General features: G+C 69.4%; 20 protein-coding genes, 1 pseudogene and 1 riboswitch. Of the genes and pseudogenes, 8 read left to right on the top strand and 13 right to left on the bottom strand.

The genetic code is table 11. The features are described 5' to 3' along the window. Positions 1-41: 41 nt before the first annotated feature. The 4 genes from purB to purD all read right to left on the bottom strand — a co-directional run bounded on the left by purB (position 42) and on the right by purD (position 4753). Positions 42-1463, bottom strand: a complete 1422-nt coding sequence (gene purB, locus HQ325_RS05375; protein WP_222627076.1) for an adenylosuccinate lyase — start codon at positions 1461-1463, stop codon at positions 42-44. A 142-nt stretch (positions 1464-1605) separates the two neighbouring features. Then, positions 1606-2250 (bottom strand): TetR/AcrR family transcriptional regulator, encoded by a 645-nt coding sequence (locus HQ325_RS05370; protein WP_222627074.1) that lies wholly within the window; start codon positions 2248-2250, stop codon positions 1606-1608. A gap of 86 nt (positions 2251-2336) precedes the next feature. Beyond that, positions 2337-3491, bottom strand: a complete 1155-nt coding sequence (locus tag HQ325_RS05365; RefSeq protein ID WP_222627066.1) for a pyridoxal phosphate-dependent aminotransferase — start codon at positions 3489-3491, stop codon at positions 2337-2339. 2 nt (positions 3492-3493) lie between these two features. Continuing rightward, a complete protein-coding gene (purD, locus tag HQ325_RS05360) occupies positions 3494-4753 on the bottom strand; it encodes a phosphoribosylamine--glycine ligase (protein WP_222627064.1) in 1260 nt (419 codons plus the stop codon). Positions 4754-4856: 103 nt separating this feature from the next. On the opposite strand from purD, the gene HQ325_RS05355 reads away from it, so the two are divergent. Together HQ325_RS05355 and HQ325_RS05350 are read left to right on the top strand one after the other, a co-directional pair. Then, complete coding sequence (locus tag HQ325_RS05355; RefSeq protein ID WP_261777687.1) at positions 4857-5954, top strand: serine hydrolase; 1098 nt, start codon at positions 4857-4859, stop codon at positions 5952-5954. After that, positions 5951-6406 (top strand): ArsR/SmtB family transcription factor, encoded by a 456-nt coding sequence (locus HQ325_RS05350; RefSeq protein WP_374107188.1) that lies wholly within the window; start codon positions 5951-5953, stop codon positions 6404-6406. Before HQ325_RS05355 ends, HQ325_RS05350 begins: the two co-directional genes overlap by 4 nt. A 56-nt stretch (positions 6407-6462) precedes the next feature. Here HQ325_RS05350 and HQ325_RS05345 read toward each other — a convergent pair whose 3' ends face one another. Both HQ325_RS05345 and HQ325_RS05340 read right to left on the bottom strand, forming a co-directional pair. Next, the gene (locus HQ325_RS05345) at positions 6463-8466 is read right to left on the bottom strand and encodes a glycosyltransferase family 39 protein (protein WP_374107187.1); all 2004 of its coding nucleotides are present in this window, start codon (positions 8464-8466) and stop codon (positions 6463-6465) included. After that, positions 8463-9815, bottom strand: coding sequence for a bifunctional glycosyltransferase family 2/GtrA family protein (locus HQ325_RS05340; RefSeq protein WP_222627058.1), 1353 nt, complete (start codon positions 9813-9815; stop codon positions 8463-8465). The genes HQ325_RS05345 and HQ325_RS05340 overlap by 4 nt, the downstream gene beginning before the upstream one ends. A 94-nt stretch (positions 9816-9909) precedes the next feature. Here HQ325_RS05340 and HQ325_RS05335 point away from each other — a divergent pair, with 94 nt between their 5' ends. Beyond that, positions 9910-10338: an HIT family protein gene (locus HQ325_RS05335; RefSeq protein WP_027504327.1), complete on the top strand. Its 429-nt coding sequence runs from the start codon at positions 9910-9912 to the stop codon at positions 10336-10338. A 4-nt stretch (positions 10339-10342) separates the two neighbouring features. On the opposite strand, the gene HQ325_RS05330 is transcribed toward HQ325_RS05335, so the two are convergent. Continuing rightward, positions 10343-11197, bottom strand: coding sequence for a LysR family transcriptional regulator ArgP (locus HQ325_RS05330; protein ID WP_222627056.1), 855 nt, complete (start codon positions 11195-11197; stop codon positions 10343-10345). A gap of 76 nt (positions 11198-11273) precedes the next feature. Here HQ325_RS05330 and HQ325_RS05325 point away from each other — a divergent pair. After that, a pseudogene (locus HQ325_RS05325) lies at positions 11274-11807 on the top strand (LysE/ArgO family amino acid transporter); the annotation flags it as partial. Here the strand turns inward: HQ325_RS05325 and HQ325_RS05320 are convergent. Both HQ325_RS05320 and HQ325_RS05315 read right to left on the bottom strand, forming a co-directional pair. Next, positions 11697-13331 (bottom strand): HAMP domain-containing sensor histidine kinase, encoded by a 1635-nt coding sequence (locus tag HQ325_RS05320; protein WP_308014260.1) that lies wholly within the window; start codon positions 13329-13331, stop codon positions 11697-11699. The pseudogene HQ325_RS05325 and the gene HQ325_RS05320 sit on opposite strands and share 111 nt — an antisense overlap. After that, positions 13328-14044, bottom strand: a complete 717-nt coding sequence (locus HQ325_RS05315) for a response regulator transcription factor (RefSeq protein WP_027504330.1) — start codon at positions 14042-14044, stop codon at positions 13328-13330. The genes HQ325_RS05320 and HQ325_RS05315 overlap by 4 nt, the downstream gene beginning before the upstream one ends. A 120-nt stretch (positions 14045-14164) precedes the next feature. Further along, a riboswitch (guanidine-III (ykkC-III) riboswitch) is annotated at positions 14165-14226 on the top strand. A gap of 15 nt (positions 14227-14241) precedes the next feature. Here HQ325_RS05315 and HQ325_RS05310 point away from each other — a divergent pair. Both HQ325_RS05310 and HQ325_RS05305 read left to right on the top strand, forming a co-directional pair. Next, complete coding sequence (locus HQ325_RS05310) at positions 14242-14556, top strand: multidrug efflux SMR transporter (protein WP_027504331.1); 315 nt, start codon at positions 14242-14244, stop codon at positions 14554-14556. A gap of 94 nt (positions 14557-14650) precedes the next feature. Beyond that, complete coding sequence (locus tag HQ325_RS05305; protein ID WP_222627052.1) at positions 14651-15523, top strand: ABC transporter; 873 nt, start codon at positions 14651-14653, stop codon at positions 15521-15523. A gap of 29 nt (positions 15524-15552) precedes the next feature. Here the strand turns inward: HQ325_RS05305 and HQ325_RS05300 are convergent, their stop codons facing one another. Both HQ325_RS05300 and ald read right to left on the bottom strand, forming a co-directional pair. Beyond that, on the bottom strand, positions 15553-16257 hold the full coding sequence (locus HQ325_RS05300; RefSeq protein ID WP_222627050.1) for a dienelactone hydrolase family protein: 705 nt from the start codon (positions 16255-16257) through the stop codon (positions 15553-15555). An 11-nt stretch (positions 16258-16268) separates the two neighbouring features. Further along, positions 16269-17354 carry an alanine dehydrogenase gene (gene ald, locus HQ325_RS05295; protein ID WP_222627048.1) on the bottom strand — a complete coding sequence of 362 codons (1086 nt, stop codon included), beginning with the start codon at positions 17352-17354 and terminating at the stop codon, positions 16269-16271. A gap of 104 nt (positions 17355-17458) precedes the next feature. Here ald and HQ325_RS05290 point away from each other — a divergent pair, with 104 nt between their 5' ends. After that, positions 17459-17989: an Lrp/AsnC family transcriptional regulator gene (locus HQ325_RS05290; RefSeq protein ID WP_027504334.1), complete on the top strand. Its 531-nt coding sequence runs from the start codon at positions 17459-17461 to the stop codon at positions 17987-17989. A 138-nt stretch (positions 17990-18127) separates the two neighbouring features. Beyond that, a complete protein-coding gene (locus HQ325_RS05285; RefSeq protein WP_222627046.1) occupies positions 18128-18862 on the top strand; it encodes an anti-sigma factor in 735 nt (244 codons plus the stop codon). A 372-nt stretch (positions 18863-19234) separates the two neighbouring features. Here the strand turns inward: HQ325_RS05285 and HQ325_RS05280 are convergent, their stop codons facing one another. Both HQ325_RS05280 and pruA read right to left on the bottom strand, forming a co-directional pair. Next, the gene (locus HQ325_RS05280; protein ID WP_222627044.1) at positions 19235-20278 is read right to left on the bottom strand and encodes a proline dehydrogenase family protein; all 1044 of its coding nucleotides are present in this window, start codon (positions 20276-20278) and stop codon (positions 19235-19237) included. Between the two features lie 2 nt (positions 20279-20280). After that, positions 20281-21918, bottom strand: coding sequence for an L-glutamate gamma-semialdehyde dehydrogenase (pruA, locus tag HQ325_RS05275; RefSeq protein WP_222627042.1), 1638 nt, complete (start codon positions 21916-21918; stop codon positions 20281-20283). Positions 21919-22001 lie beyond the last annotated feature (83 nt).

Here is a 22001-nt window from a genome sequence, read left to right as displayed (position 1 = left end):
CCGGTGGTCACATGTCACATCGGTGTGCGAATCAGACAGTGTCAGAGGATGGGTGCCGGTGTGTACCGAGCCGCTTCCGGGTTCGCGTCGACCAGATTCTGCACTGCGGCGACGACCGCGGCGACCTGCGCGTGGGCAGCGCCGATGAAGGCCGAACGGTCCGCCAGCGCCGTGTCGAGCGCCGCCCGGTCGAGGGGCAACCTGTCGTCGCCGGCGAGTCGATCGAGGAGGTCCGGCTCCCTGCCCTGCTCCCGCATCGCGAGAGCGACGGCCACCGCGTGCTCCTTGATGGCCTCGTGCGCGCTCTCGCGGCCCACGCCCGCACGCACCGCGGCCATGAGCACCTTCGTCGTCGCCAGGAAGGGGAGGTAGCGATCGAGCTCACGCGCGATCACGGCCGGATAGGCGCCGAATTCCGCCAGCACCGTCAGGAAGGTCTCCATCATGCCGTCGATGGCGAAGAAAGCGTCCGGCAGCGCGACCCGGCGCACGACGGAACAGAAGACGTCGCCCTCGTTCCACTGCGCACCGGCCAGCTCCGCGGCCATCGATCCGTAACCGCGCAGGATCACCTGCAGACCGTTGACGCGTTCGCAGGACCGGGTGTTCATCTTGTGCGGCATGGCCGACGAGCCCACCTGGCCCGGCTGGAAACCCTCGGTGACCAACTCGTGCCCCGCCATCAGACGCACCGTGTGCGCGAACGAGGACTGCGCCGCACCCACCTGCACCAGTGCCGACACCACGTCGTGGTCGAGGGAACGAGGGTAGACCTGGCCGACGCTCGTGAAGACGTGGGCGAAACCGAGATGCTGCGCCACCGCGCGTTCGAGAGTCTCGAGTTTGTCGGCATCGCCGCCGAGCAGATCGAGCATGTCCTGCGCCGTTCCCATCGGACCCTTGATGCCGCGCAGCGGGTAGCGGTCGATCAGTTCCCGGAGCCTGGTCAGCGCCACCATCAGCTCGTCGGCGGCCGACGCGAACCGCTTGCCCAGCGTCGTCGCCTGCGCCGCGACGTTGTGGCTGCGGCCGGCCATGACCAGCTCGGTGTACTCGGCCGCGCGCTCACCCAAGCGCGCCGCGACAGCCACTCCGTGGCCGTACACGTGTTCCATCGACCGCAGAATCTGCAGTTGCTCGACGTTCTCCGTCAGATCGCGACTGGTCAGCCCCTTGTGCACGTGCTCGTGACCGGCGAGCGCGTTGAACTCCTCGATCCGCGCCTTCACGTCGTGGCGAGTGACCCGCTCCCGATCCGCGATCGACTCCAGATCGACCCGGTCGGCCACGCGCTCGTAGTCCGCGATGGCCTCCGCCGGAACGTCGACCCCGAGATCGGCCTGCGCACGCAATACGGCGATCCACAACTGACGCTCGAGCACGATCTTGTGCTCGGGCGACCAGAGGCGGGCCATGTCGGGACTGGCGTAACGGTGGGCGAGGACATTCGGGATACGGCTCACGAGCGGCCAGTTTACGGCCCCTCTACTGCGCGACCGTCCTCCGGACTTCCCGCTACTGCGCGACCGTCCTCCGGACTTCCCGCTACTGCGCGACCGTCCTCCGGACTTCCCACTACTGCGCGACCGTCCTCCGGACTTCCCACTACTGCGCGACCGTCCTCCGGACTTCCCGCGACAGCGGCGCGTGACGGTCCACCACATCCAGCAGGACCTCGCGCACCCGTGACCGCAGGTCCGCCCCGTTCTCCCCCAGCGCTCCCATCACGACGCCGTCGACGAGGGCCAGGAGCGGCCGGACGTGGTCGCGGTCGGTGGGCCGACCCGCGGCGGACAGAACGTCGGACAGCATGTCCTCCAGCTCGCCCCGCAGCCGGCAGTGCAGTTCCTGCAGCTGCGGATGCCGCGCCGCGGCCAGCACCCGTTCGTAGCGCGCGACCATCAGTTCGCGTCGGACCTCGTCGCCGTCGTCCGGACCGACGAGCAGGTCGACGACCAGGTCCACCGTGTCCGCGGCGTCCAGTGCGGCCGGCGCGAACGCCGTCATGCGGTCGCGGATCATCGCGATCTCGCGGACCCCGTTCAGCTCCGCCGCATGCGTGACGAGGTCGTCGAGAGAGTCGAAGTAGTAGGTCGTCGATGCCAGGGGAAGCCTGGCCCTCGCCGCGACGCTCCGGTGCCGCACGGCGTCGTATCCTCCGGCCAGCAGCAGGTCCGCTGCGGCCGAGATGAGGGCCTCGCGTCGACGCCGACCCTTGGGCGTCGAGCGGGGAGCGGAGCCGGTCGACATGCGTACACATGCTGCCACCGGCGCTTCTCCCCCGTGCGCCTTTTGCGTATCCCTGGATGCGCAGAAGGCGCACGGGGCGCAGCCCACTACCGCAGTCGCGGGGCGAGCCGACGCAGCGCCTCGGTGATGTCCTCGGTCGCACCGGCGAAGGAGAAGCGCACCGTGTGGTGACCGTGCACCGTGTCGAAGTCCGCACCCGGGACGACGGCCACGCCGGTCTCGTTCAGGACGTCGGCGCACCATCGGAACGAGTCGTCCGTCAGGTGCCCGATGTCGGCGTACGCGTAGAAGGCGCCGTCCGCGGGCGCGAGCCGGGTGATGCCGGCATCACGGAGACCGCCGAGCAGTTCCTCGCGGTTGCGGGCGTACCGCCGCACGTGGCCGTCCAACTCGGCGAGGGACTCGTCCGTGAAGGCGGCGATCGCGGCGAGCTGTGAGACGGTCGGTGGACACACCGTCATGTTCGAGGCCAGCCGCTGGACCGCCCGCGTCAGCGAACGCGGGAGCACCATCCAACCGAGACGCCAGCCGGTCATGGAGAAGTACTTCGAGACCGACCCGATCGAGACGGCACCGTCCGAGAACTCCCGAGCGCTCCGGCACTCGACGTCGCCGTAGGAGATGCCGTGGTAGATCTCGTCGGAGATCAGCAGTGTGCCGTGCGCGTCGCACCATCGCGCGAGCGCGGCCAACTCGCCGGGATCGATGATCGTGCCGGTCGGATTGGCCGGGCTGGCGACGATCAGCCCCTTCGGAGGTTCGGGGAGCGCATCGAGCATCGCGACCGTCGGCTGGAAGCGCACGTCCTCGCCGCAGTCCAGCTCGATCACGCGACACCCCAAGGCGGACAACGTGTTGCGATACGCGGGATACCCGGGTCGCGCCATCACCACGGTGTCGCCGGCGTCGAACGCCGCGAGGAACAGCAACGTGAACGCACCCGACGACCCGGTGGTCACCACGACGTCCTCGGCCTCGACGACGACCTGCGATCGCCTGGACAGATACATGGCGATCGTCGACCTCAGCCGCGCGGTACCCAACGTCTCGGAGTAGCCGATCACGTCGTCGTCGAGCGCCGTGCGCATGGCAGCGAGGACCGGCCCGGGCGCACGCGTGGACGGCTGTCCGGCCGCGAGGGACACGACGTCGCCGTGGGTCTCCTGGCGGCGTGCCGCAGCCGCGAACACGTCCATGACGCGGAACGGCTCGATACGCGAGCGCGCGGATTCCTCGACCATCGTCAGGAGGGGATCGAGATTCGGCCCTCGACGGCCGAGAGTCCGATGTCGGTGCGGAAGTGGCCGCCGGTCAACGACACTCGCGCCATGATGTCGTACGCCTCGGTGCGGGCGGCGGCGAGATCGGCCCCGGTACCGACGACGCTGAGTACTCGACCTCCGGCCGACACGAGGCCTCCGTTCTTGCCGTGTGCCGTTCCCGCGTGCAGCACACCGGGAACGTCGGCGCCGGTGATGGCGTCGCCCGTCCGCGGTCGGCCGGGGTAGTTCTCGGCGGCGAGCACGACGGTGACTGCGGTGCCCTTCTTCCACTGCAGCGGCGGGAGGTCGGCCAATGTCCCGGTGGACGCCGCGTACAGCGCCGCACCGAGCGGTGAATCGAGCAGTGCCAGCACGGCCTGGGTCTCGGGATCGCCGAAGCGACAGTTGAATTCGATGACGGCGGGGCCTTCACCGTCCACCGCGAGTCCCGCGTAGAGCAGGCCGGTGAACGGGCAGCCCCGTGCCACCATCTCCGCGGCCACGGGTGCGACCACCTCGTCGACGATGCGCTGGACCGTCGAGTCGGGCAACCACGGCAACGGTGTGTAGGCACCCATCCCGCCGGTGTTGGGCCCGGTGTCACCGTCACCGACGCGCTTGTGGTCCTGAGCGGGCAGCAGCGGCACCACGGTCTCGCCGTCGACGAGACAGAACAGCGACACCTCCGGGCCGGACAGGAACGATTCGAGCAACACGGGATGGCCGAGTTCGAGGAGCTCGGCGGCGTGAGCGCGCGCGGTGAGGCGGTCCTGCGTGACGACGACTCCCTTGCCCGCGGCCAGTCCGTCGTCCTTCACCACCCACGTCGGCCCGAAGCGGTTGAGGGCGGCATCGAGCAGTGCCGGCGTGTCCACCACCTCGCTGGTCGCGGTGCGGACCCCGGCCGACGCCATGACGTCCTTCGCGAACGCCTTGGAACCCTCGATGCGGGCGGCGGCGGCGGACGGACCGAAGCAGGCGATCCCGGCCTCGCGCACCGCGTCGGCGACGCCGAGCACCAGCGGTACCTCGGGGCCGATGACGACCAGATCGGCGCCGCGCTCGCGAGCGAGCGACACGACGGCCTCCCCGGAGGCGACGTCGACGGGGTACGTCTGGGCGACGGTCTCGATGCCGGCGTTGCCGGGGGCGCACATCACCGCGCTCACCTCGGGGTCCGCCGCCAGGGCGATCAGCAGGGCATGTTCACGGGCTCCGGAACCGATGACGAGTACTCGCACGAGAGCAGCGTACTGGCCACGGCCCCTGGACCAGCGCGCCCGTTCGCGCTATGGTAATTCCGGAATTACGGAATCACCGAACTATGCGACTCGAGGAGATCCGATGATGCGCACTCTCACCGCCGTGATCGCGGCATCGATCCTGTTGGCCGGGTGCTCGTCCGCACCGCCGAGTACGGCCGAGCCGACGTCCACCACGACGTGCGCACCGGCCCCCGTTGCGGACATGACCACACCCGACGGCTGGATCGGTTTCGCCGCCGAGCATCCCGAATCGGTGTCCTTCGCGGTGGACGACGGGCTCGGACACACCTCCGAGCACGACGCGAACACGCCGCACCCCCTCGCCTCCGCCGTGAAGGTCGTACACCTCGGCGCCTACGCCCGCGCGGTGGCCGACGGCACGCTGAATCCGGACGAACGCGTCCCCGTCGCCGACTGGCAGCGATGGTTCGCGCCCGGCACCGACGGCGGCGCCCACATCGCGGCCCTGAACCGCCTCGGCATCCCGAACGACGGAACGTCGCCGACGGATCCGGCGGCGACGGTGCGGCTCGACGACATGGTCTCCGCGATGGTGCGCGAGAGCGACAACGGAGTGCCCGACTACCTCCGGTACCGGCTCGGCGACGACGCGTTGCGGGACGCGGCCGCAGCGGGCGGGTGGAGCGACTTCACACCGCCCACCCTCGTCGGCGTCACGCTCGGCGCCCTCGACGCGACCGTCGACACGGACGATCTGTGGTCGCTCGCACAGCGGTTCGCCTTCGATGCCGACTTCCGCGCGACCTACGGAACGACTGCGCGACCGCGAGACGAGACGGAACTTCTCACGTACTTCGATCGGTTCGGCCCGACCGGGACGGCCGCCGAGCTCGCACGATTCCACACCGCCGTCGCCGACGGGTCCTACGGCTCGGGGGTCGACACCGTCAGGCGCCACCTCGAATGGCAGGACCCGCCTGCGGACGCCGGGTTCGTGGCCATGGGGTTCAAGGGCGGGAATCTGCCCGGAGTCCTCACGCACGGCTTCGAGTTCCGCCGCGCGGACGGCGCCCCCGCCGTGGTGGTGTGGCTGAACCACGATCTGACTGCGTCCGAGTACGAGTCCGCGACGACGAACCTGACCCAGCATCAGACGCTGCTCCTCGAGGCCGCGGCGGATCCGGCGACAGTGGGGCGGCTAGCCTGCATCTCGTGAGCGAGCTGGAGGCACGCGTCGCAGCCCTGGAGGCTCGGGTCGCGGCGCTCGAGGGGGACCCCCGACAGACGGCGGCGTCCACCGGGGGCCTCGTGTCCTACTCGGGTGACGTCCATCTGGCCGGCGACGTCACCTGGTCCATCGAGTACGTGCCCGACGCCGTGCTCGATCTTCCCCCCGACCGGGCGGTCGAGGTGCTGGCGGCGCTCGGCCACCCCGTGAGACTCGCCGTGGTCCGTGAACTGTTGCGCGGTCCCGCGGTCGCCGCCGATCTGCAGGCGGCGGTGGGACTGTCGTCCGTCGGTCAGCTCTACCACCATCTCAAGACCCTCACGTCGGCACGGATCGTCGAGCAGCAGGGCCGGGGCGACTACCGGCTCGCCGCACGCACCGTCGTGCCCGCGCTGGTGCTGATGCTCGCGTCCGCCGACATCGCCGGGGAACTTCGCTGATGTGAGATCCGGTGCAGTGGACCGTGGTCGACACGGTTCACTGCACCGGATCACTGTCAGGCGGTGAGGTCGTACAGCGTCACGCCGTCCACGGTCTGCGCGGCGAAGGTCGCCGTGACCCACTCGCTGATCTCCGCCGAGGTACCGGACGTACCGCCTCCCATACCGCCGCCCGCGATGAACCAGTGGATCTCACCGTCGGCGACGTACTGCTGGAACTCGGCCAACGTCGGGGAGGGATCGCTGCCGTTGAAGCCACCGATCGGCATGACCGGATCCTCGGTCGCCAACTGGTAGCCCGACGCGGCGTTGGACCCGATCGCCGCTGCGACCCAGGTGAACGAGTCCGAGTTCTCCTCGAGCAGGCCCACCATCTCGGCGCTCGGAGTGCTGCCGTCGAGCAACCCGCCCATTGCGCCGCCACCGTCCGCGCCGCCCGGCATCTGCGCCGTGCCACCCGGGAGCTGCCCGGGCGCACCCGTCGGCGCCTGACCGGTCGGCGCCTGGCCGCCGGGAGCCATCTGGCCCGTCCCGCCGTCACGCATGCCGCGCCCGCCGTCCATGCCGCCGCGTCCGACGCCGCCACCGGTGTTCGGGCCGGCCGTGACGATGGAGCCCTGGTGCGGTGTCGCGATGGTGTTCGCGGCGTAGGCGGTCGGCCCTGCGATACCCGCGATCATCGCCGCGAGGACCGTGACCGCGGCCAGCCTGCCGCGGGTCAGCCGTGGAACGAGCAGGCCCACGACCGCGAGCACACCGACCAGCACGACGACGACCTTCAGCCACGGAACGAACGAGGCGCTGCGGGACAACAGGATCCAGGCCATCACCACGGTCGCGGCCACCGCCGAGGCGAGAACGATGCGTGCGACGAGGCGCTCGCGAGCCCGCCAGAGCGCCACGCTGCCCATGCCCACCAGCGCCGCCACCGCCGGTGCCAGCGCGACGGTGTAGTACGAGTGGAAGATGCCGGCCATGAAGCTGAATGTCAGCCCGGTGACGAGCAGCCACAGTCCCCAGACGATCAGCGCAGCTCGCCGCTGGTCCGTGCGAGCCACTCTGCCGCGCAGCACGATCGCCGCGATTCCCAGGATCAGCGCAGCAGGGACGAGCCAGGCGATCTGTCCACCCTGGGACGCGTCGAACATGCGCAGGGTGCCCGTCTCACCCCACATCCCACCGCCGCCACCGCCACCGCCGCCGGGAGTGACCGATCCGGTCTCCTCACCGTTGAGCCGACCGAGACCGTTGTATCCCAGCGTCAGTTCGAGAATCGAGTTGTTCTGCGAGCCGCCGATCCACGGCCGCGACGACGCCGGCCAGAGCTCCACGGCGGCGATCCACCAGCCGGCCGACAGGATCATCGCCCCGAGTGCGGCTAACAACTGCAGGATGCGCCGCCGCAGAGACACGGGCCCGGCCAGCAGGTAGGTCAGGGCGAGCGGAGGGACCACCAGCATGACCTGGAGCTGCTTGGTCAGGAAGCCGAGTCCGACCATCGTGCCGACGACCACGAGCCACCGGGTACGACCGGTCTCGACGGCCCGCATCATCGCCCACACCGCTGCGATCATGAGCAGCACCAGCAGCGCGTCGGGGTTGTTGAAACGGAACATCAGTGCCGCGACCGGAGTCACCGCGAGAGCCAGGCCGGCGAGGAGTCCGGCGGCGGGTCCCCACTGTCGCCGTACCGTGCGCCACAGCAGCGTCACGGAGGCGACACCCAGGAGGACCTGCGGCACGAGGATCGCCCACGAGTCGAGCCCGAACACCCGCACGGACAGTTCCATGAGCCACAACGACATCGGAGGTTTGTCGACGGTGATGGAGTTCGCTGCATCGGAGGAACCGAAGAAGAACGCTTCCCATGACTGCGAACCTGCTTGCACCGCAGCGGAGTAGAAGGAGTTGGCCCACCCGTTGCTGCTCAGGTTCACGAGGTAGGCGAGAGCAGTTCCCAGGATCAGGGCCGCAGCGGCCCATGGTTCCCAGCGAGTACGGACCGGGCGCGGAGCCCCGTCGTGCACGTGATCTTCCGGGGCGGCGAGAAGGGTGGTCACGAGGTGGACTCCATCTGATGAGAGCGGTCGGAGGACGTGGGCCGGAAGACCCATCGCAACGCCACGAAGCGCGTCACGGTGGCGACCAGGTTGGCGAGAACGAGAACGAGGAGCTCGACGTGCTTGGACGCACCCGGAGCCCACTCGTGCAGAGCGAACAGTGAGCCCGCGGTGACGAACCACCCGAAGGCGAACACCGCGAGGCCCTGAAGGTGATGTGTCGCAGCGCCGTCGGATCCTCGTACCCCGAAGGTGAACGCTCTGTTGGCGGCGGTGTTCAGCACCGCGGTGGTCAGCAGGGCGACGAAGTTGGCACCCTGCGCCCCGAGGACCGTGTGCAGGATCAGGTACAGCACCGCGTAGGCGACGGTGCTGGCGACACCCACGAGCGCGAACCGCACCAGTTGACCGATCATGCCGACGGGCACTCCCCGCAACTCGGGGACCGCGGTGGTGGTGGAGGCGGTCGACGACAGAGGTCCGCGACCGAGGCTGCGACGCAGGTCCGCGATCGGAAGGGCGCCGGTCGCGAGTGCGCGCCCGACGCGCCAGCAGCCCTTGAGATCGGCCAGTGCGGTGTCGACGATGTCCACGCTCGAGTCGGGATCGTCGACCCAGTCGACGGGCACCTCGTGAATGCGGAGACCGACACGCTCCGCGAGGACGAGCAGTTCGGTGTCGAAGAACCACCCGGTGTCCTCGATCAGCGGAAGCAGTTCCCGGACGACCTCGGTGCGCGCGGCCTTGAACCCGCACTGAGCGTCGGAGAATCTGGTCCGCAGACCTGTGCGGAGGAGGACGTTGTAGGTGCGGGAGATGAACTCTCGCTTCGCCCCTCGCACCACCCGCGAGGACGAGGCGAGCCGGGACCCGATCGCGAGATCGGAATGGCCGGATGCCAGCGGAGCCAGGAGGGGCACGAGTGCACCGAGATCCGTCGACAGGTCGACGTCCATGTACGCGACGATGTCGGCCTCCGACTCCGTCCACGCCGCCTTGAGCGCGCGACCGCGACCCTTGTCGTCCAGATGTCGCACCGAGACACCGTCGAGCTCCCGGGCGAGGCGCTCGGCGATCGACCGTGTCGCGTCCGTGCTCGCGTTGTCGGCGACGGTGATCACCGTCGACCAGGGAACGTCGGCCCGCAGGAAGGCGTGCAGCCTGCGGACACAGGCTTCGAGCGCGGCCTCCTCGTTGTACACGGGCACCACGACCTCGACGGTCACCGTCCGCGCCGCACCCGGCCCCGCCCTCCGGCCTTCCCGCCCGTCACCGGCCGGCCTCCGGCCTTCCCGCCCGTCACCGCCCGGCCTCCGGCCTTCCCGCTCCACCACTGAGTTGGTTGTCATGCACCGAACACTCGTTCGCCGCCCCGGGACCGACCCGGGGCGAACCCGGGAAGTACCCGGGAGCCGATGCGGAGCCGACGAATAGAGTCGGTTCATGGCATCCGTGTTCAGCGCAATCATCGCCGGCGACATCCCGGGCCGCTTCGTGTGGGAGGACGACGACGTCGTCGGGTTCCTCACCATCGCCCCGGTCACGCAGGGCCACACCCTGATCGTCCCGCGCGCCGAGATCGATCAGTGGCAGGACGTCGATCCGACGACCTTCGGATCGCTCACGTCGGTCGCTCAGACCGTCGGCAAGGCCGTCCGGTCGGCGTTCGACGCCCCTCGGGCGGGTCTGCTGATCGCCGGTCTCGAGGTGCCGCACCTGCATCTGCACGTGTTCCCGGCCTTCGACATGGCGGACTTCGACATCTCCGGCGCCGACACCTCCCCGTCGCCCGAGTCGCTCGACGAGGCGCAGGAGAAGATCACCGCCGCGCTCACGGCGCTCGGCCACGGGCAGCACGTCCCCCGTCGCTGATCGGTCATCCGAGCACCGCCCGCGCGGCACCGACGATCGCCGCGGCCACGGTGTCGAGCGCCGGCGACGACAGCGTCCACTGCTGCCAGTGGAGCGCCACGTCGATCACGGTGTCGTCGAGTTCGACGACGTCGAGGCCGCCGCGCTGCTGGTCCGGCAGCATGCCCCAGCCGAATCCCAGATGCACGGCACGCGCGTACTCGGTGGACGACGGCACCAGGTGCCGCGGCGGCGCCGACGCTGCCACGCCGTGTCGCGTCAGGTAGCGATCCTGCAGCGCGTCCTTCTCGTCGAACACCACGACGTGGGCTCGGGTCAGAGCGTCCGGAGTGACGCCGTCGCCCAGGAATCGAGTCACGAACGACGGTGACGCACACGGGCGGTACCGCATCGAGCCGAGCCGGGTCGAGGTGCAGCCTCGGACAGGGGTGTCCACGGACGTGATCGCCGCCGTCACCGTTCCACCGCGGAGCAGTTCGGCGGTGTGGTCCTGATCCTCCCGATGGATGTCGAGGATCACGGAGCCCGCCAACGGCGCGAGGGCCGGCAACACCCACGTGGCCAGGGAATCCGAGTTGACGGCCAGCGACACCCGAGCGACGTCGTCCGCGGTGCGCAACTCCCGCACGGCGCCGTCGGTCAGAGTCTGGATCTGCCGGGCGAGTCGGAGCAGCACGACGCCGGACTCGGTCGGGATCACGGGCTTCGTGCGCGAGACGAGAACGGCACCGACCCGCAGTTCCAGCGCCTTGATGCGCTGACTCACCGCCGACGGTGTGATGTGCAGCGACCGTGCGGCCGCCTCGAATGTGCCGTCGTCCACGACGGCACGCAGGGCTTCGAGCTGGTCGGACTGCATGATGTGAAGCTACGCTCATCACTACTGAAAAACATGAGCTGGACTACATCACTCGAATCGCCCTAGCGTTCCGGTCATGTCCTCCCTGTTCGTCGGCTTCGGTGTCGGCCTCTCCCTCATCGTCGCGATCGGCGCACAGAACGCTTTCGTTCTCCGTCAGGGCATCGCGCGACAGCACGTGCTCGCCGTCGTCCTGGTGTGCGCTCTGTCCGACGCGGTCCTCATCCTCGCGGGAGTCTCCGGCATCGGCGTGGTCGTCGAGGCCTACCCGACGGCGGTCACCGTCGTCACCGTCGCCGGCGCCGTCTTCCTCACCGTGTACGGACTCATGGCCTTCCGACGGGCACTGCGCCCGACGAGTCTGACCGTCGGCGGGAACGGAGCGAGTGTGTCTCTGCGGTCCGCGGTCCTCACCTGCCTGGCACTGACGTGGCTCAACCCGCACGTCTATCTCGACACCGTCGTCTTCCTCGGCTCCGTCGCCAACCGCGAGAGCGGATCAGCGCGCTGGTGGTTCGCCCTGGGCGCGACGCTGGGCAGCATCGTCTGGTTCACGGCCCTCGGATTCGGCGCGCGATTCATGACGCCGATCTTCGCCAGACCCGTCGCGTGGCGTGTGCTCGACGTCCTGATCGGCGTGGTGATGCTCCTCATCGCCGTCGTCCTGGTCGAGGGCCTCGTCTCCGGCTGACTCCCATCCACCCGACCTCCGGTCCGCCCGAGGCAGCTCCACCCGGAAGGTCGCACCCCGGCCGGGCGCACTGTCCACCGAGACCCGCCCACCGTGGGCCGCGACGAGGGCAGACACGATCGACAGCCCCAGTCCACTCCCACCGCTCTCCCTCGTGCGCGAACGATCCGCCCGATAGAACCGTTCGAAGACGCGCTGGGCATCGTCCTCGCTCAGCCCCGGCCCGGTGTCGCGAACCTCCAGAACGGCTGTCTCACCGGCGGTTCCGACCGCCACGGTGACCGACGCCGTCGGCGGGGTGTGTCGGAGCGCATTGCTCACGAGATTGCCGAGCACCTGGCGCAGACGCGCGTCGTCGCCGAGCACCTCCGGGACTCCGCTGCCCTCGAGCACTCGCAGAGTCACGGCCCGTTCCGGAGCCGTGGCCGCCGCATCGTGCACCGCGTCCGCTGCGATCGCGAGGAGGTCCACCGTGCTCCGCTCGATCGGGCGCTGGGCATCCAACCGCGCCAACATCAGCAGGTCCTCGACGAGCAGACCCATCCGCGCCGACTCTCCCCCGATGCGGGTCATCAGCATCTCGGTGTCGGTCATGGCCCCCTGCCGGTAGAGCTCGGCAAAGCCGCGGATCGTCGTCAGCGGGGTCCGGAGCTCGTGGGAGGCGTCGGCCACGAAACGACGCATTCGATCTTCCGACGCCCGTGCCGCGTTCTCGGACTCGCGCGCGGCGTTCTCGGACGCCTCCGTCGCAGCGAAGGCGTGCTGGATCTGGGCGAGCATTCCGTTGAGAGCGGCGGACAGTCGCCCCACCTCTGTGCGCTCGTTCCACTCGGGAACGCGTCTGTGCAGATCCCCGGACGCGATGGCCGCGGCGGTCGACTCCACCTCCTGCAGCGGCCGCAGGCTCCGGCGCACCAGGAAGTACGCCGCCACGCCCAGCACCACCAGCACTCCGAGACCGATGGAGAGTTGCAGAGTCACGAGCCTCGACACGATGGCCTCGTTCCCTGCGAGCGGAATCGCGACGGTGGTCTGGCCGTCCTCGTTGGACACGGTCACCGTGCGCCACGACTCGTCGGGATCCCCGACCGATCCGACGGTGGTCGGCGTGATGGACAGGGCGCCGGTCAGATCGGGCTCCGCGTCTCCGAAATCGTTCACCAAGGTTCGGACGGTGCCGTCCGCCGCCACCGAGCGGACGTAGAAGGCCGCGGGCGGGCGCCGTGGATTCGCTTCTTCGGGAGGCGGTCCGATTCGGTCACTGCGCGGCCTCGCCCAGCCGGACGCCCCTTCCATCAGCTGCTCGTCGACGCGTTGGGTCAGCGTGTTCTGCAGCGCGGACGTCACGGCCACACCCGAACCGACGAGACCGAGGGCGACGAGCAACAGCAGCACCGTCACCAGCGTGACGCGCAGGGGAACGGCGCGCAGGTGCCGCTTCACCGTCGCGGTTCCCGCAGGACGTAGCCGACGCCTCGCAGTGTGTGGATCAGCCGGGGTTCCGTCGTGTCGACCTTCCTGCGCAGGTACGACACGTAGGACTCCACGACACCGACCTCACCTCCGAAGTCGTAGTGCCACACGTGGTCCAGGATCCGAGGCTTGGACAGAACGGTCCCGGAATTGACCATGAGGTAACGCAGGAGCGTGAACTCCGTCGGGGACAACGAGACGGGTTCGCCCGCCTTCCACACCTCGTGGGTGTCGTCGTCGAGCTCGATGTCGGCGAACGTCAGGCGTGACGGCTGCGCCTCCGGCCCACGCACCGACCGGCGCAGGATCACGCGCAGGCGCGCCACCACCTCCTCGAGGCTGAACGGCTTGGTGACGTAGTCGTCCGCACCCATGGTCAGACCGGTCACCTTGTCCTCCACAGAGTCCCGCGCAGTGAGGAACAGTGCGGGCGCGTCGATGCCGTCGGCACGCAGTCGGCGGAGCAGCCCGAAGCCGTCCATGTCGGGCATCATCACGTCCAGGATCAACGCGTCCGGCCGGAAGGTCCGGGCGACGTCCAGAGCCGCGGGCCCACCCAGCGCCGTGCGGACCTCGAAACCCTGGAACTTCAGACTGACCGACAGCAGTTCGACGATGGTCGGCTCGTCGTCGACCACCAGCACCTTCGCCTCGGCGGTGGTCTGCGGTCGGGGAGTCGTCATGACGGAATTCTCGCTCACGAGTGCCATCATGTCCGGGGTTGCTGGTTCCTGCCCGGGGTGTCGCTGTGAGGTTCCTGTGAGCCCCGACCCGGCGTCGTGTCCGCTTTGCTACCGTGGAGGACAGACTGCGACACAGACCCGGACGAGCGCACCGTACCCGGCCAGCGACAAGACGGTGCCAGGGGAGTCGACTACTCATGGCATGGATCATTCTGGTGCTGTCCGGCGTGTTCGAGGCCGTCTGGGCCACCGCACTCGGCAAGTCCGAGGGCTTCACCAAGCCCGTCGCCACCATCGTCTTCGGTACGGCGCTCGTCGTCAGCATGGGCGGTCTCGCCTTCGCCATGCGGACCATCCCGACCGGAACCGCCTACGCGGTGTGGGTCGGCATCGGCGCCTCCCTCACCGTCGTCTACGCGATGGTGTCCGGCACCGAGTCCGCGACGCCGATCCGCATCGCGCTCATCGCGGGGCTCGTCGGGTGCGTCATCGGACTCAAGCTCGCACACTGACCGCGCCTCCGGCCGTCCCGACCGGCCTCCGGCCTCCCCGACCGTCCCATCCCGACCGGCCTCCGGCCTCCCCGCCGCGGGTTAGAGTGACCCCATGAACTGGGTGTCCGCGGTCACACTGCCGGTGCGCGTCGGGTTGGCCGTCGCCGAGTCGGCGGTGGGGGTGGCCGAGTCGGCCGTCGCGACCACCCGGATGGCGCTGGCCGCAGGCGCTTCCGGGTCGCTCGACGCCATCACTCTGGCCAATCCCCGGAGCGGCCCGCTGCAGCTCCTCGGACAGTTGGCCGAGCTCACCTCCGACGACCGCGCACTGGGTCACGCGCTGCGGCCCGGTGGCCCGCTGGACCGACTGCTCGAGCCCGGTGGCGCCGTCGACAGGTTGACCAGCAAGGGCGGCACCCTCGATCGGCTGCTCGAGCCCGGCGGCCCCCTCGAGCGCATCCTGGCGGACGACGGGCCCCTCACCCGTGTCCTCGCGGAGGACGGACCGCTCGATCGTCTCCTGGCCGAGGGCGGTCTGCTCGACCGACTCACGGCCGTCGACGGACCCATCGAGCGCCTCACCGCGAAGGACGGCCCTGTCGAACTCCTGACCAAGGAGGGCGGCGTGATCGAGGCGCTGACCCGTGAGAACGGGGTCATCGACAACGCCCTCGCCAAGGGCGGGCTCGTCGAGACGCTGCTCGGTGAGGAAGGCGCGATCCAGCGGCTGACGGCACGCAACGGTCCGCTGGATCAGCTCGTGACCGTCGCCGAGTCGCTCAGTTCGCTGGCGCCCAACCTCGAGCGCATGAGCGTCAGCGTGGAGATTCTGCAGGACACCGTGGACGTCCTCGCCGCTGCGGTGAACCCGCTCGGCGAGCTGGTGGGCAAGCTGCCCAGCCGCTGGGTCAAGAGTCGCGGCGCGGTCGAGCCCAAGACGGGCGAGGTGCGCGGGGCGCTGCAGGGTCCGGCCGTCGGCCGCTGAACCTCGTCGGCCGCCGAACCTCGTCGCCGTCAGCGCGACCGGACGTGCTCGCCGAAGAAGGTGAAGACTCGGGCGAAGGCGTCCTCGGCCTGCTCGTGCTGATATCCGAATCCTGTGACGCGCATGACCAGTGCACCCGGACCCGATCCGAAGTCGTTCGCGAAACTGTGGCCGGCACCGGGATAGGTCACGACGTCGTGGGCAACGCCCTTGTCCTGCAACACCTTCTCGAGCTTCGGGCCCGCGCCCGGCAGCATCGGATCGCGCTTGCCGAAACTCGCGACCATCGGGCACGTGCCCTCGAGGGCCGACTCGATGTGACGGGGCAGGATGCCGTAGAACGGCGCGCTCGCCTCGAACCCCTTGGGCGCCAGCGCCAGAGCGAAGCCTCCGCCCATACAGAACCCGACGATGCCCACCGCGCCGGTGGTGTCGGCGCGCACGGTGAGGGTGTCGCGGCACGCCAACAGATCGTCCACCGCCCGGCCCGAGCGCGCGAGAAGCGACCGGAACACTCCTGTCACACACTTGGCGCGGCCACCGCGGGCGTAGAGATCCGGCACCAACGCGACGTAGCCCTGGTCGGCGAAGCGCCGGGCGATGGACCTGATGTCGTCGGTCATGCCGAACACGTCGTGCACGATCACGACGGCGGGCCAGGGCCCCTCCCCTGCGGGGACCTCGAGTGTCGCCTCGATGCGATCGGTTCCGGTGTCGACCTCGATGACAGTCATACCGGCCGACTCTAGCGACCCAGCGCCGTTCTCACGGTGTCCGACAGCAGGTTGCCGGCGTGCACGCTGAGACCGTCGGCGAGCCCGGGAACGGTGGCGCACGCCTGCTCCCAGCCCTGGTCGGCAAGAGCGAGAACGAACGGGAGCGTCGCGTTGGTCAGCGCCTGCGTCGACGTGCGGGGAACCGACCCCGGCATGTTGGCCACGCAGTAGAAGATCGAATCGTGCACCGGAAAGGTGGGCTCGTCGTGTGTGGTGGGACGCGAGTCCTCGAAACACCCGGCCTGGTCGATGGCGATGTCGACGAGCACGGACCCCGCCTTCATCCGTGCGACCAGTGCGTTGGACACCACCGTCGGGGCCTTGGCACCCGGGACGAGGACCGCCCCGATGACGAGGTCGGCGCCCACGACGGCCTGCTCGAGCTCCCACCTGTTCGACACCACGGTCTTGACCTGGCCGCGGTACTGCGCGTCGATGGTCCGCAGCTTGGCGATGTCGAGGTCGAACACCGTCACGTCCGCACCGAGCCCGTGCGCCATCGCCACGGCGTTGGATCCCGACACTCCGCCACCGATCACCACCACCTTCGCCGGACTCACTCCGGGAACACCACCCATCAGCACGCCGCGGCCGCCCGTCTGCGCCATCAGGTGGTAGGCCCCGGCCTGGGTCGCGAGCCGGCCGGCGACCTCGCTCATCGGTGCGAGCAACGGCAGGCTGCCGCCCGCGCCGGTCACCGTCTCGTAGGCGATCGCCGTGGTGCCGGACGCGACGAGAGCATCGGTGCACGCGGCCGACGCGGCGAGATGGAGATAGGTGAACAGGACCTGGCCCGACCGCAGCCGGTGGTATTCGGCCTCGATCGGCTCCTTCACCTTGAGCAGCAACTCGGCCCGCGCCCACACCTCGTCGGCCGAGTTCGAGATCTCCGCGCCGGCAGCCTTGAAGTCGTTGTCCGAGAACGACGATCCCGCGCCCGCCTCGGTCTCGACGACGACGTGATGACCGTGCGCGACCATGTCGTGCACCCCCGCCGGGCTCGCCGCCACCCGGTACTCGTGGTTCTTCAGTTCCCGAGGTATGCCGATTCTCATGGTGCGCCCTTCGCCCTTACCGGATGACTCGTCATGTCCGATAATCGTGAACTTCGTTCGACCAGCACGCAATCGAAGTGACGATAATTTCGTAGACTGGCCTCATGGACATCGAATCGTCGAATACGGGTCTGTCCGCCCCGGTGCGACCGAACAATCTTCGGGCGGCATCCCTGGACCGGATCGATCGCGTCATCCTGCGTGAACTGGCGAACGACGCCCGCATTCCCAACAACACCCTGGCCGCCCGCGCCGGAATCGCCCCGTCGACATGTCTGGGACGCGTCCGATCACTGGTCGAGCGCGGGGTCGTCCGCGGCTTCCATGCCGACATCGATCCGGCGGCACTGGGACAGGGCCTGCAGGCCATGATCGCGGTGCGGCTGCTGGCGGGTGCTCGACGGCACCTGGGCGAGTTCGCGGAATCCTTCACGACGTTCCCCGAGGTGCTCGACGTCTACTTCATCGCCGGTGCCGACGACTACCTGATCCACGTCGCGATGACGGACTCGGCGCACCTGAGGGACTTCGTCGTCCAGAACCTCAGCGCTCATCCGTCGGTGGCCGCGACCGAGACCACACTGATCTTCGAGCATCTACGGCCGCGACTGGTCGACGAGGGTGGACCGAGCTGACGCCCTCCGCCCATCCGGTGCGGCGAGCGCACCGAATACCCGGTGTATCAGCCAGGAGAGCACGGCCGTGGATGTGACGGGGGTACTTTTCGCCCACTCTTACCTGACCACCGACCACACGCATGGAGGCAGCCCGAGATGAGCGATCACGGTTCGCCCGATCGACCCGTGCAGCTGCCGGATCGGGACCTTCTCGAGCTCGCGTACCTGTGTGCCCTCGACGCCATGGCAGCCTCGGAGCAGTACGAGACGATGACTCGCCTCGACGACACGGATGCCCACACCAGGCGCAGGTTCGACGCGATCGTGCGCGACGTCCGCGAGACGATGGCCGTGACCTCGGACGCGACGCGCACTCCCGCCCCCGCCGACCTCCGGGTCCGCATCCTGGGGGCCGTGGAGGACACGGCGCAGGTCGACCCTGACGGCGCGACCGTTCTCCCCCTTCGTCCGAGCCGCCGACGCGGGTGGCGCATCGCCGCGATGGCGGCCGCAGCCGCGGTGGTCGTCGGTGTGGGCGGCGCGGTGGCCGTGCAGCAGAATGCGACTCCGTCGGCTCCCACCGCGACCGTCGCGGCACCACTCGAATCCCCCGTGGCGGGCGGCGGCACCATGAGCGTTCAGTTCACCCCGGGAGACGAGCGCGCCGTGCTCCGCATGACGGGTGTCGCGGCGCCTCCCGCCGGATCGGTCTACCAGGTCTGGCTCATCGAGGGCTCGCCCGTCTCCGTCGGGACGATGGATGCCGACGATCTCTCCCAGCCGGCATCCGTGCCCGTCGACGGCGCCACCGCACTCTCGGTGACCGTGGAACCCGCGGGCGGATCACCGTTTCCCACCTCCGGCGCGGTGGCCCGCGTCGCGCTCGTCTGATCCCGGATCGGATCCACCCGAGTCGAACATGTGTTCGATACACGTGTAGGGTGGGAACTACTGCACCACCCGACGTCAGAACTTCCCTCGTGACGTGTGATTCCCGAGGAGACGTCCGTGATGAACCGTCGGCGCCGACTGCACCTGATGAACGGTGTCTGGCACGAGGAGGCACCGGCCACCTGCAGCAACGGTCATGTGCTGCAGGCGCGTTCGGTTCTCGTGGGAGCGCGGTCGTGCTCGTGCGGCATCGGTCACCATCGCACGCACCACTGCCGCACCTGCGGTGACACCGTCTTCACTCCCGCCCTCGGTGAGGGGTGCCGGGACGGGAGTTTCGACGGGCGCGCGAATCGTGCGCGCGGCGAGGGGTCAGGAACGGGTCAGCAGTGACCGGAGGAAGAACGTCAGATTCGCCGGACGCTCCGCCAACCGCCGCATGAAGTACCCGTACCACTGGGTACCGAAGGGCACGTACACGCGGACGCGGTACCCCTCCGACACCAGGCGTGTCTGCTCGTTGTCGCGGATGCCGTAGAGCATCTGGTACTCCATGTCGCCCGGTCCACGTCCCAGCTCGGCAGCGTCTCGTCGCGCCGCCTCGATCATGCGGGGATCGTGCGATGCCACCATGGGGTAACCCTCCCCCTCCATGAGCACCCGCAGGCACCGTTCGTACGAGGCGTCCACCTCGGCCCTCTTCTGGAAGGCCACACTCGCCGGTTCGCGATACGCGCCCTTGCACAACCGGATTCGCGATCCGGGCCCCGAGAGCTCGCGGCAGTCCTGTTCGGTGCGGTGCAGGTACGCCTGCAGGACGGTGCCGAGAGTCGGGAAGTCCTTGCGGAGCTCCCGCACGATCGCGAGAGTCGAGTCGGTGGTGGTGTGGTCCTCGGCATCGACGGTGACCCACACTCCCGCAGCGTCCGCGGCGGCGCACACCTTGTGGGCGTTGGCGAGGGCCACGGCGTGGCCGTCGTCGGGGAGCGACTGTCCGAGCGCCGAGAGCTTCAGCGAGATCTCCAGCGGGAAGGCCGGAGGCCGGCCGGAGGTGGGCGGGAAGGCCGGAGGCCGGCCGGAGGTGGGCGGGAAGGCCGGAGGCCGGCCGGAATTGGACGGGGAAGCAGCCGGCTGTGGGGTGTGGAGACGTGAGTATGCCCGCAGCAATGACAGATACGCGTCGACGGTAGCCGTGGCCTGCGCCGCGTCGGTGGTGTCCTCACCCAGGTGATCGACGCTGACGAAGCGGCCGGACCCGAGCAGGTCGGCGACGGCACCGACCACCTCCGGTTCGGTGCTCCCGGCGATGAAGCGTTCGACGAGCGACCTGGTCAGGACGGATCGAGCGACGACGCGTTCGAGGCGGCGCGATCGCCCGGCGGCGAGCAGGACGGGGCGGAGCGGGTTGGTGGCCATGGTCAGACTCCCTGGTGCGGGTAGGTGTGGTCCACGGCCGGCACGAAGGTCTCCTTGATGGTGCGCGCGGAGGCCCACCGGAGCAGGTTCTGCGGTGATCCGGCCTTGTCGTTGGTGCCCGACGCGCGAGCACCGCCGAACGGCTGCTGTCCGACGACGGCGCCGGTCGGCTTGTCGTTGACGTAGAAGTTGCCGGCGGCGAAACGCAGGGCCTCGGTGGCCTGCGTGACGGCGGCGCGATCGTCGGCGATGATCGATCCGGTCAGGGCGTACTTCGACCCGCTGTCGACCAGGGCGAGCGTGTTCTCGAACGCTCCGGGCTTCGAGTCGTCGTAGACGTGCACGGCGAGGATCGGACCGAAGTACTCGGTGTGGAACGCCTCGTCGCCCGCGTCGTCACCGAGCAGGATCGTCGGGTCCACGAAGTAGCCGACGGAATCGTCGCAGGTGCCGCCGGCGGCGATGGTGATACCCGGGGTGGACTTCGCGCGCTCGAGTGCAGCCGCGTTGCGGTCGAAGGCCTTCCGGTCGATGACCGCCCCACCGAAGTTCGACAGATCGGTGACGTCGCCGTAACGCAGCGACGACGCGGTGTCGACGAGCGTGTCCCCCATCCTCTTCCACACGGACGACGGCACGAAGGCCCTCGACGCCGCGGAGCACTTCTGACCCTGGAAGTCGAAGGCACCGCGGATCAGCGCCGTGGTGAGCACGTCCGGGTCGGCGGAACTGTGGGCGACGACGAAGTCCTTGCCACCGGTCTCACCGACCAGTCGCGGGTAGGTGTCGTAGCCGGCGATGTTCTCGCCCACCTCGCGCCACAGCCGCTGGAACGTCGGTGTGGAGCCGGTGAAGTGGATGCCGGCGAGACGACGATCGGCGAGTGCGACCTCGGAGACGAGGGGTCCGTCACCGAGCACGAGGTTGATGACGCCGGGGGGCAGTCCGGCGGCCTCGAGAAGCTGCATCGTCAGGTACGCGGCGACGGCCTGGGTGGGCGACGGCTTCCACAGCACGGTGTTGCCCATGAGCGCCGGCGCCGTGGGGAGGTTGCCCGCGATGGCGGTGAAGTTGAACGGGGTGATGGCGTAGACGAAGCCCTCGAGGGGGCGGTACTCGACGCGGTTCCAGACGCCGGGCGCGGAGACCGGTTGCTCGGCCATGATCTGCCGGGCGAACGAGACGTTGAAGCGCCAGAAGTCGATCAGCTCGCAGGGTGCGTCGATCTCGGCCTGATACGCGCTCTTCGACTGCCCCAGCATGGTGGCGGCCGCGATGGTCTCGCGCCACGGCCCGGCGAGGAGATCGGCGGCGCGGAGGAAGACTGCGGCGCGCTCGTCGAAGGGCAGCGATCGCCACGCAGGTGCGGCGGCGGTCGCCGCGTCGATGGCGTCGCGCACGTCCTGGTGGGTGGCGTTCGCGAACGATCCGATGACGGACGCGTGCCTGTGCGGTTGCACGACGTTCTCGCGCGGACCCGTCGCCTCTCGGTGGTCTCCGCCGATGACCTGGGTGATCTCGGTCGGCGACGCGGCGAGTCGGTCCAGATGGTGCGTGAGCCGCGCTCGCTCGGCGCTGCCGGGTGCGTACGTGTGTACCGGCTCGTTCAGGGGTGTGGGTACTGCGGTGACGGCGTCCATGTCGGTCCTCGGTGTCGGGTCTTCGTGCCGGGTCGGTGGGTTCAGCCAAGCGGACGCGGCATGCCCGATATTCGGCCCAGAGG

Source organism: Rhodococcus sp. BP-349 (assembly GCF_019835845.1).
Classification (GTDB): Bacteria; Actinomycetota; Actinomycetes; order Mycobacteriales; family Mycobacteriaceae; genus Rhodococcoides.
The sequence above is the reverse complement of the archived record's forward strand: the minus strand, read 5'-3'. Positions and strand labels throughout refer to the sequence as shown.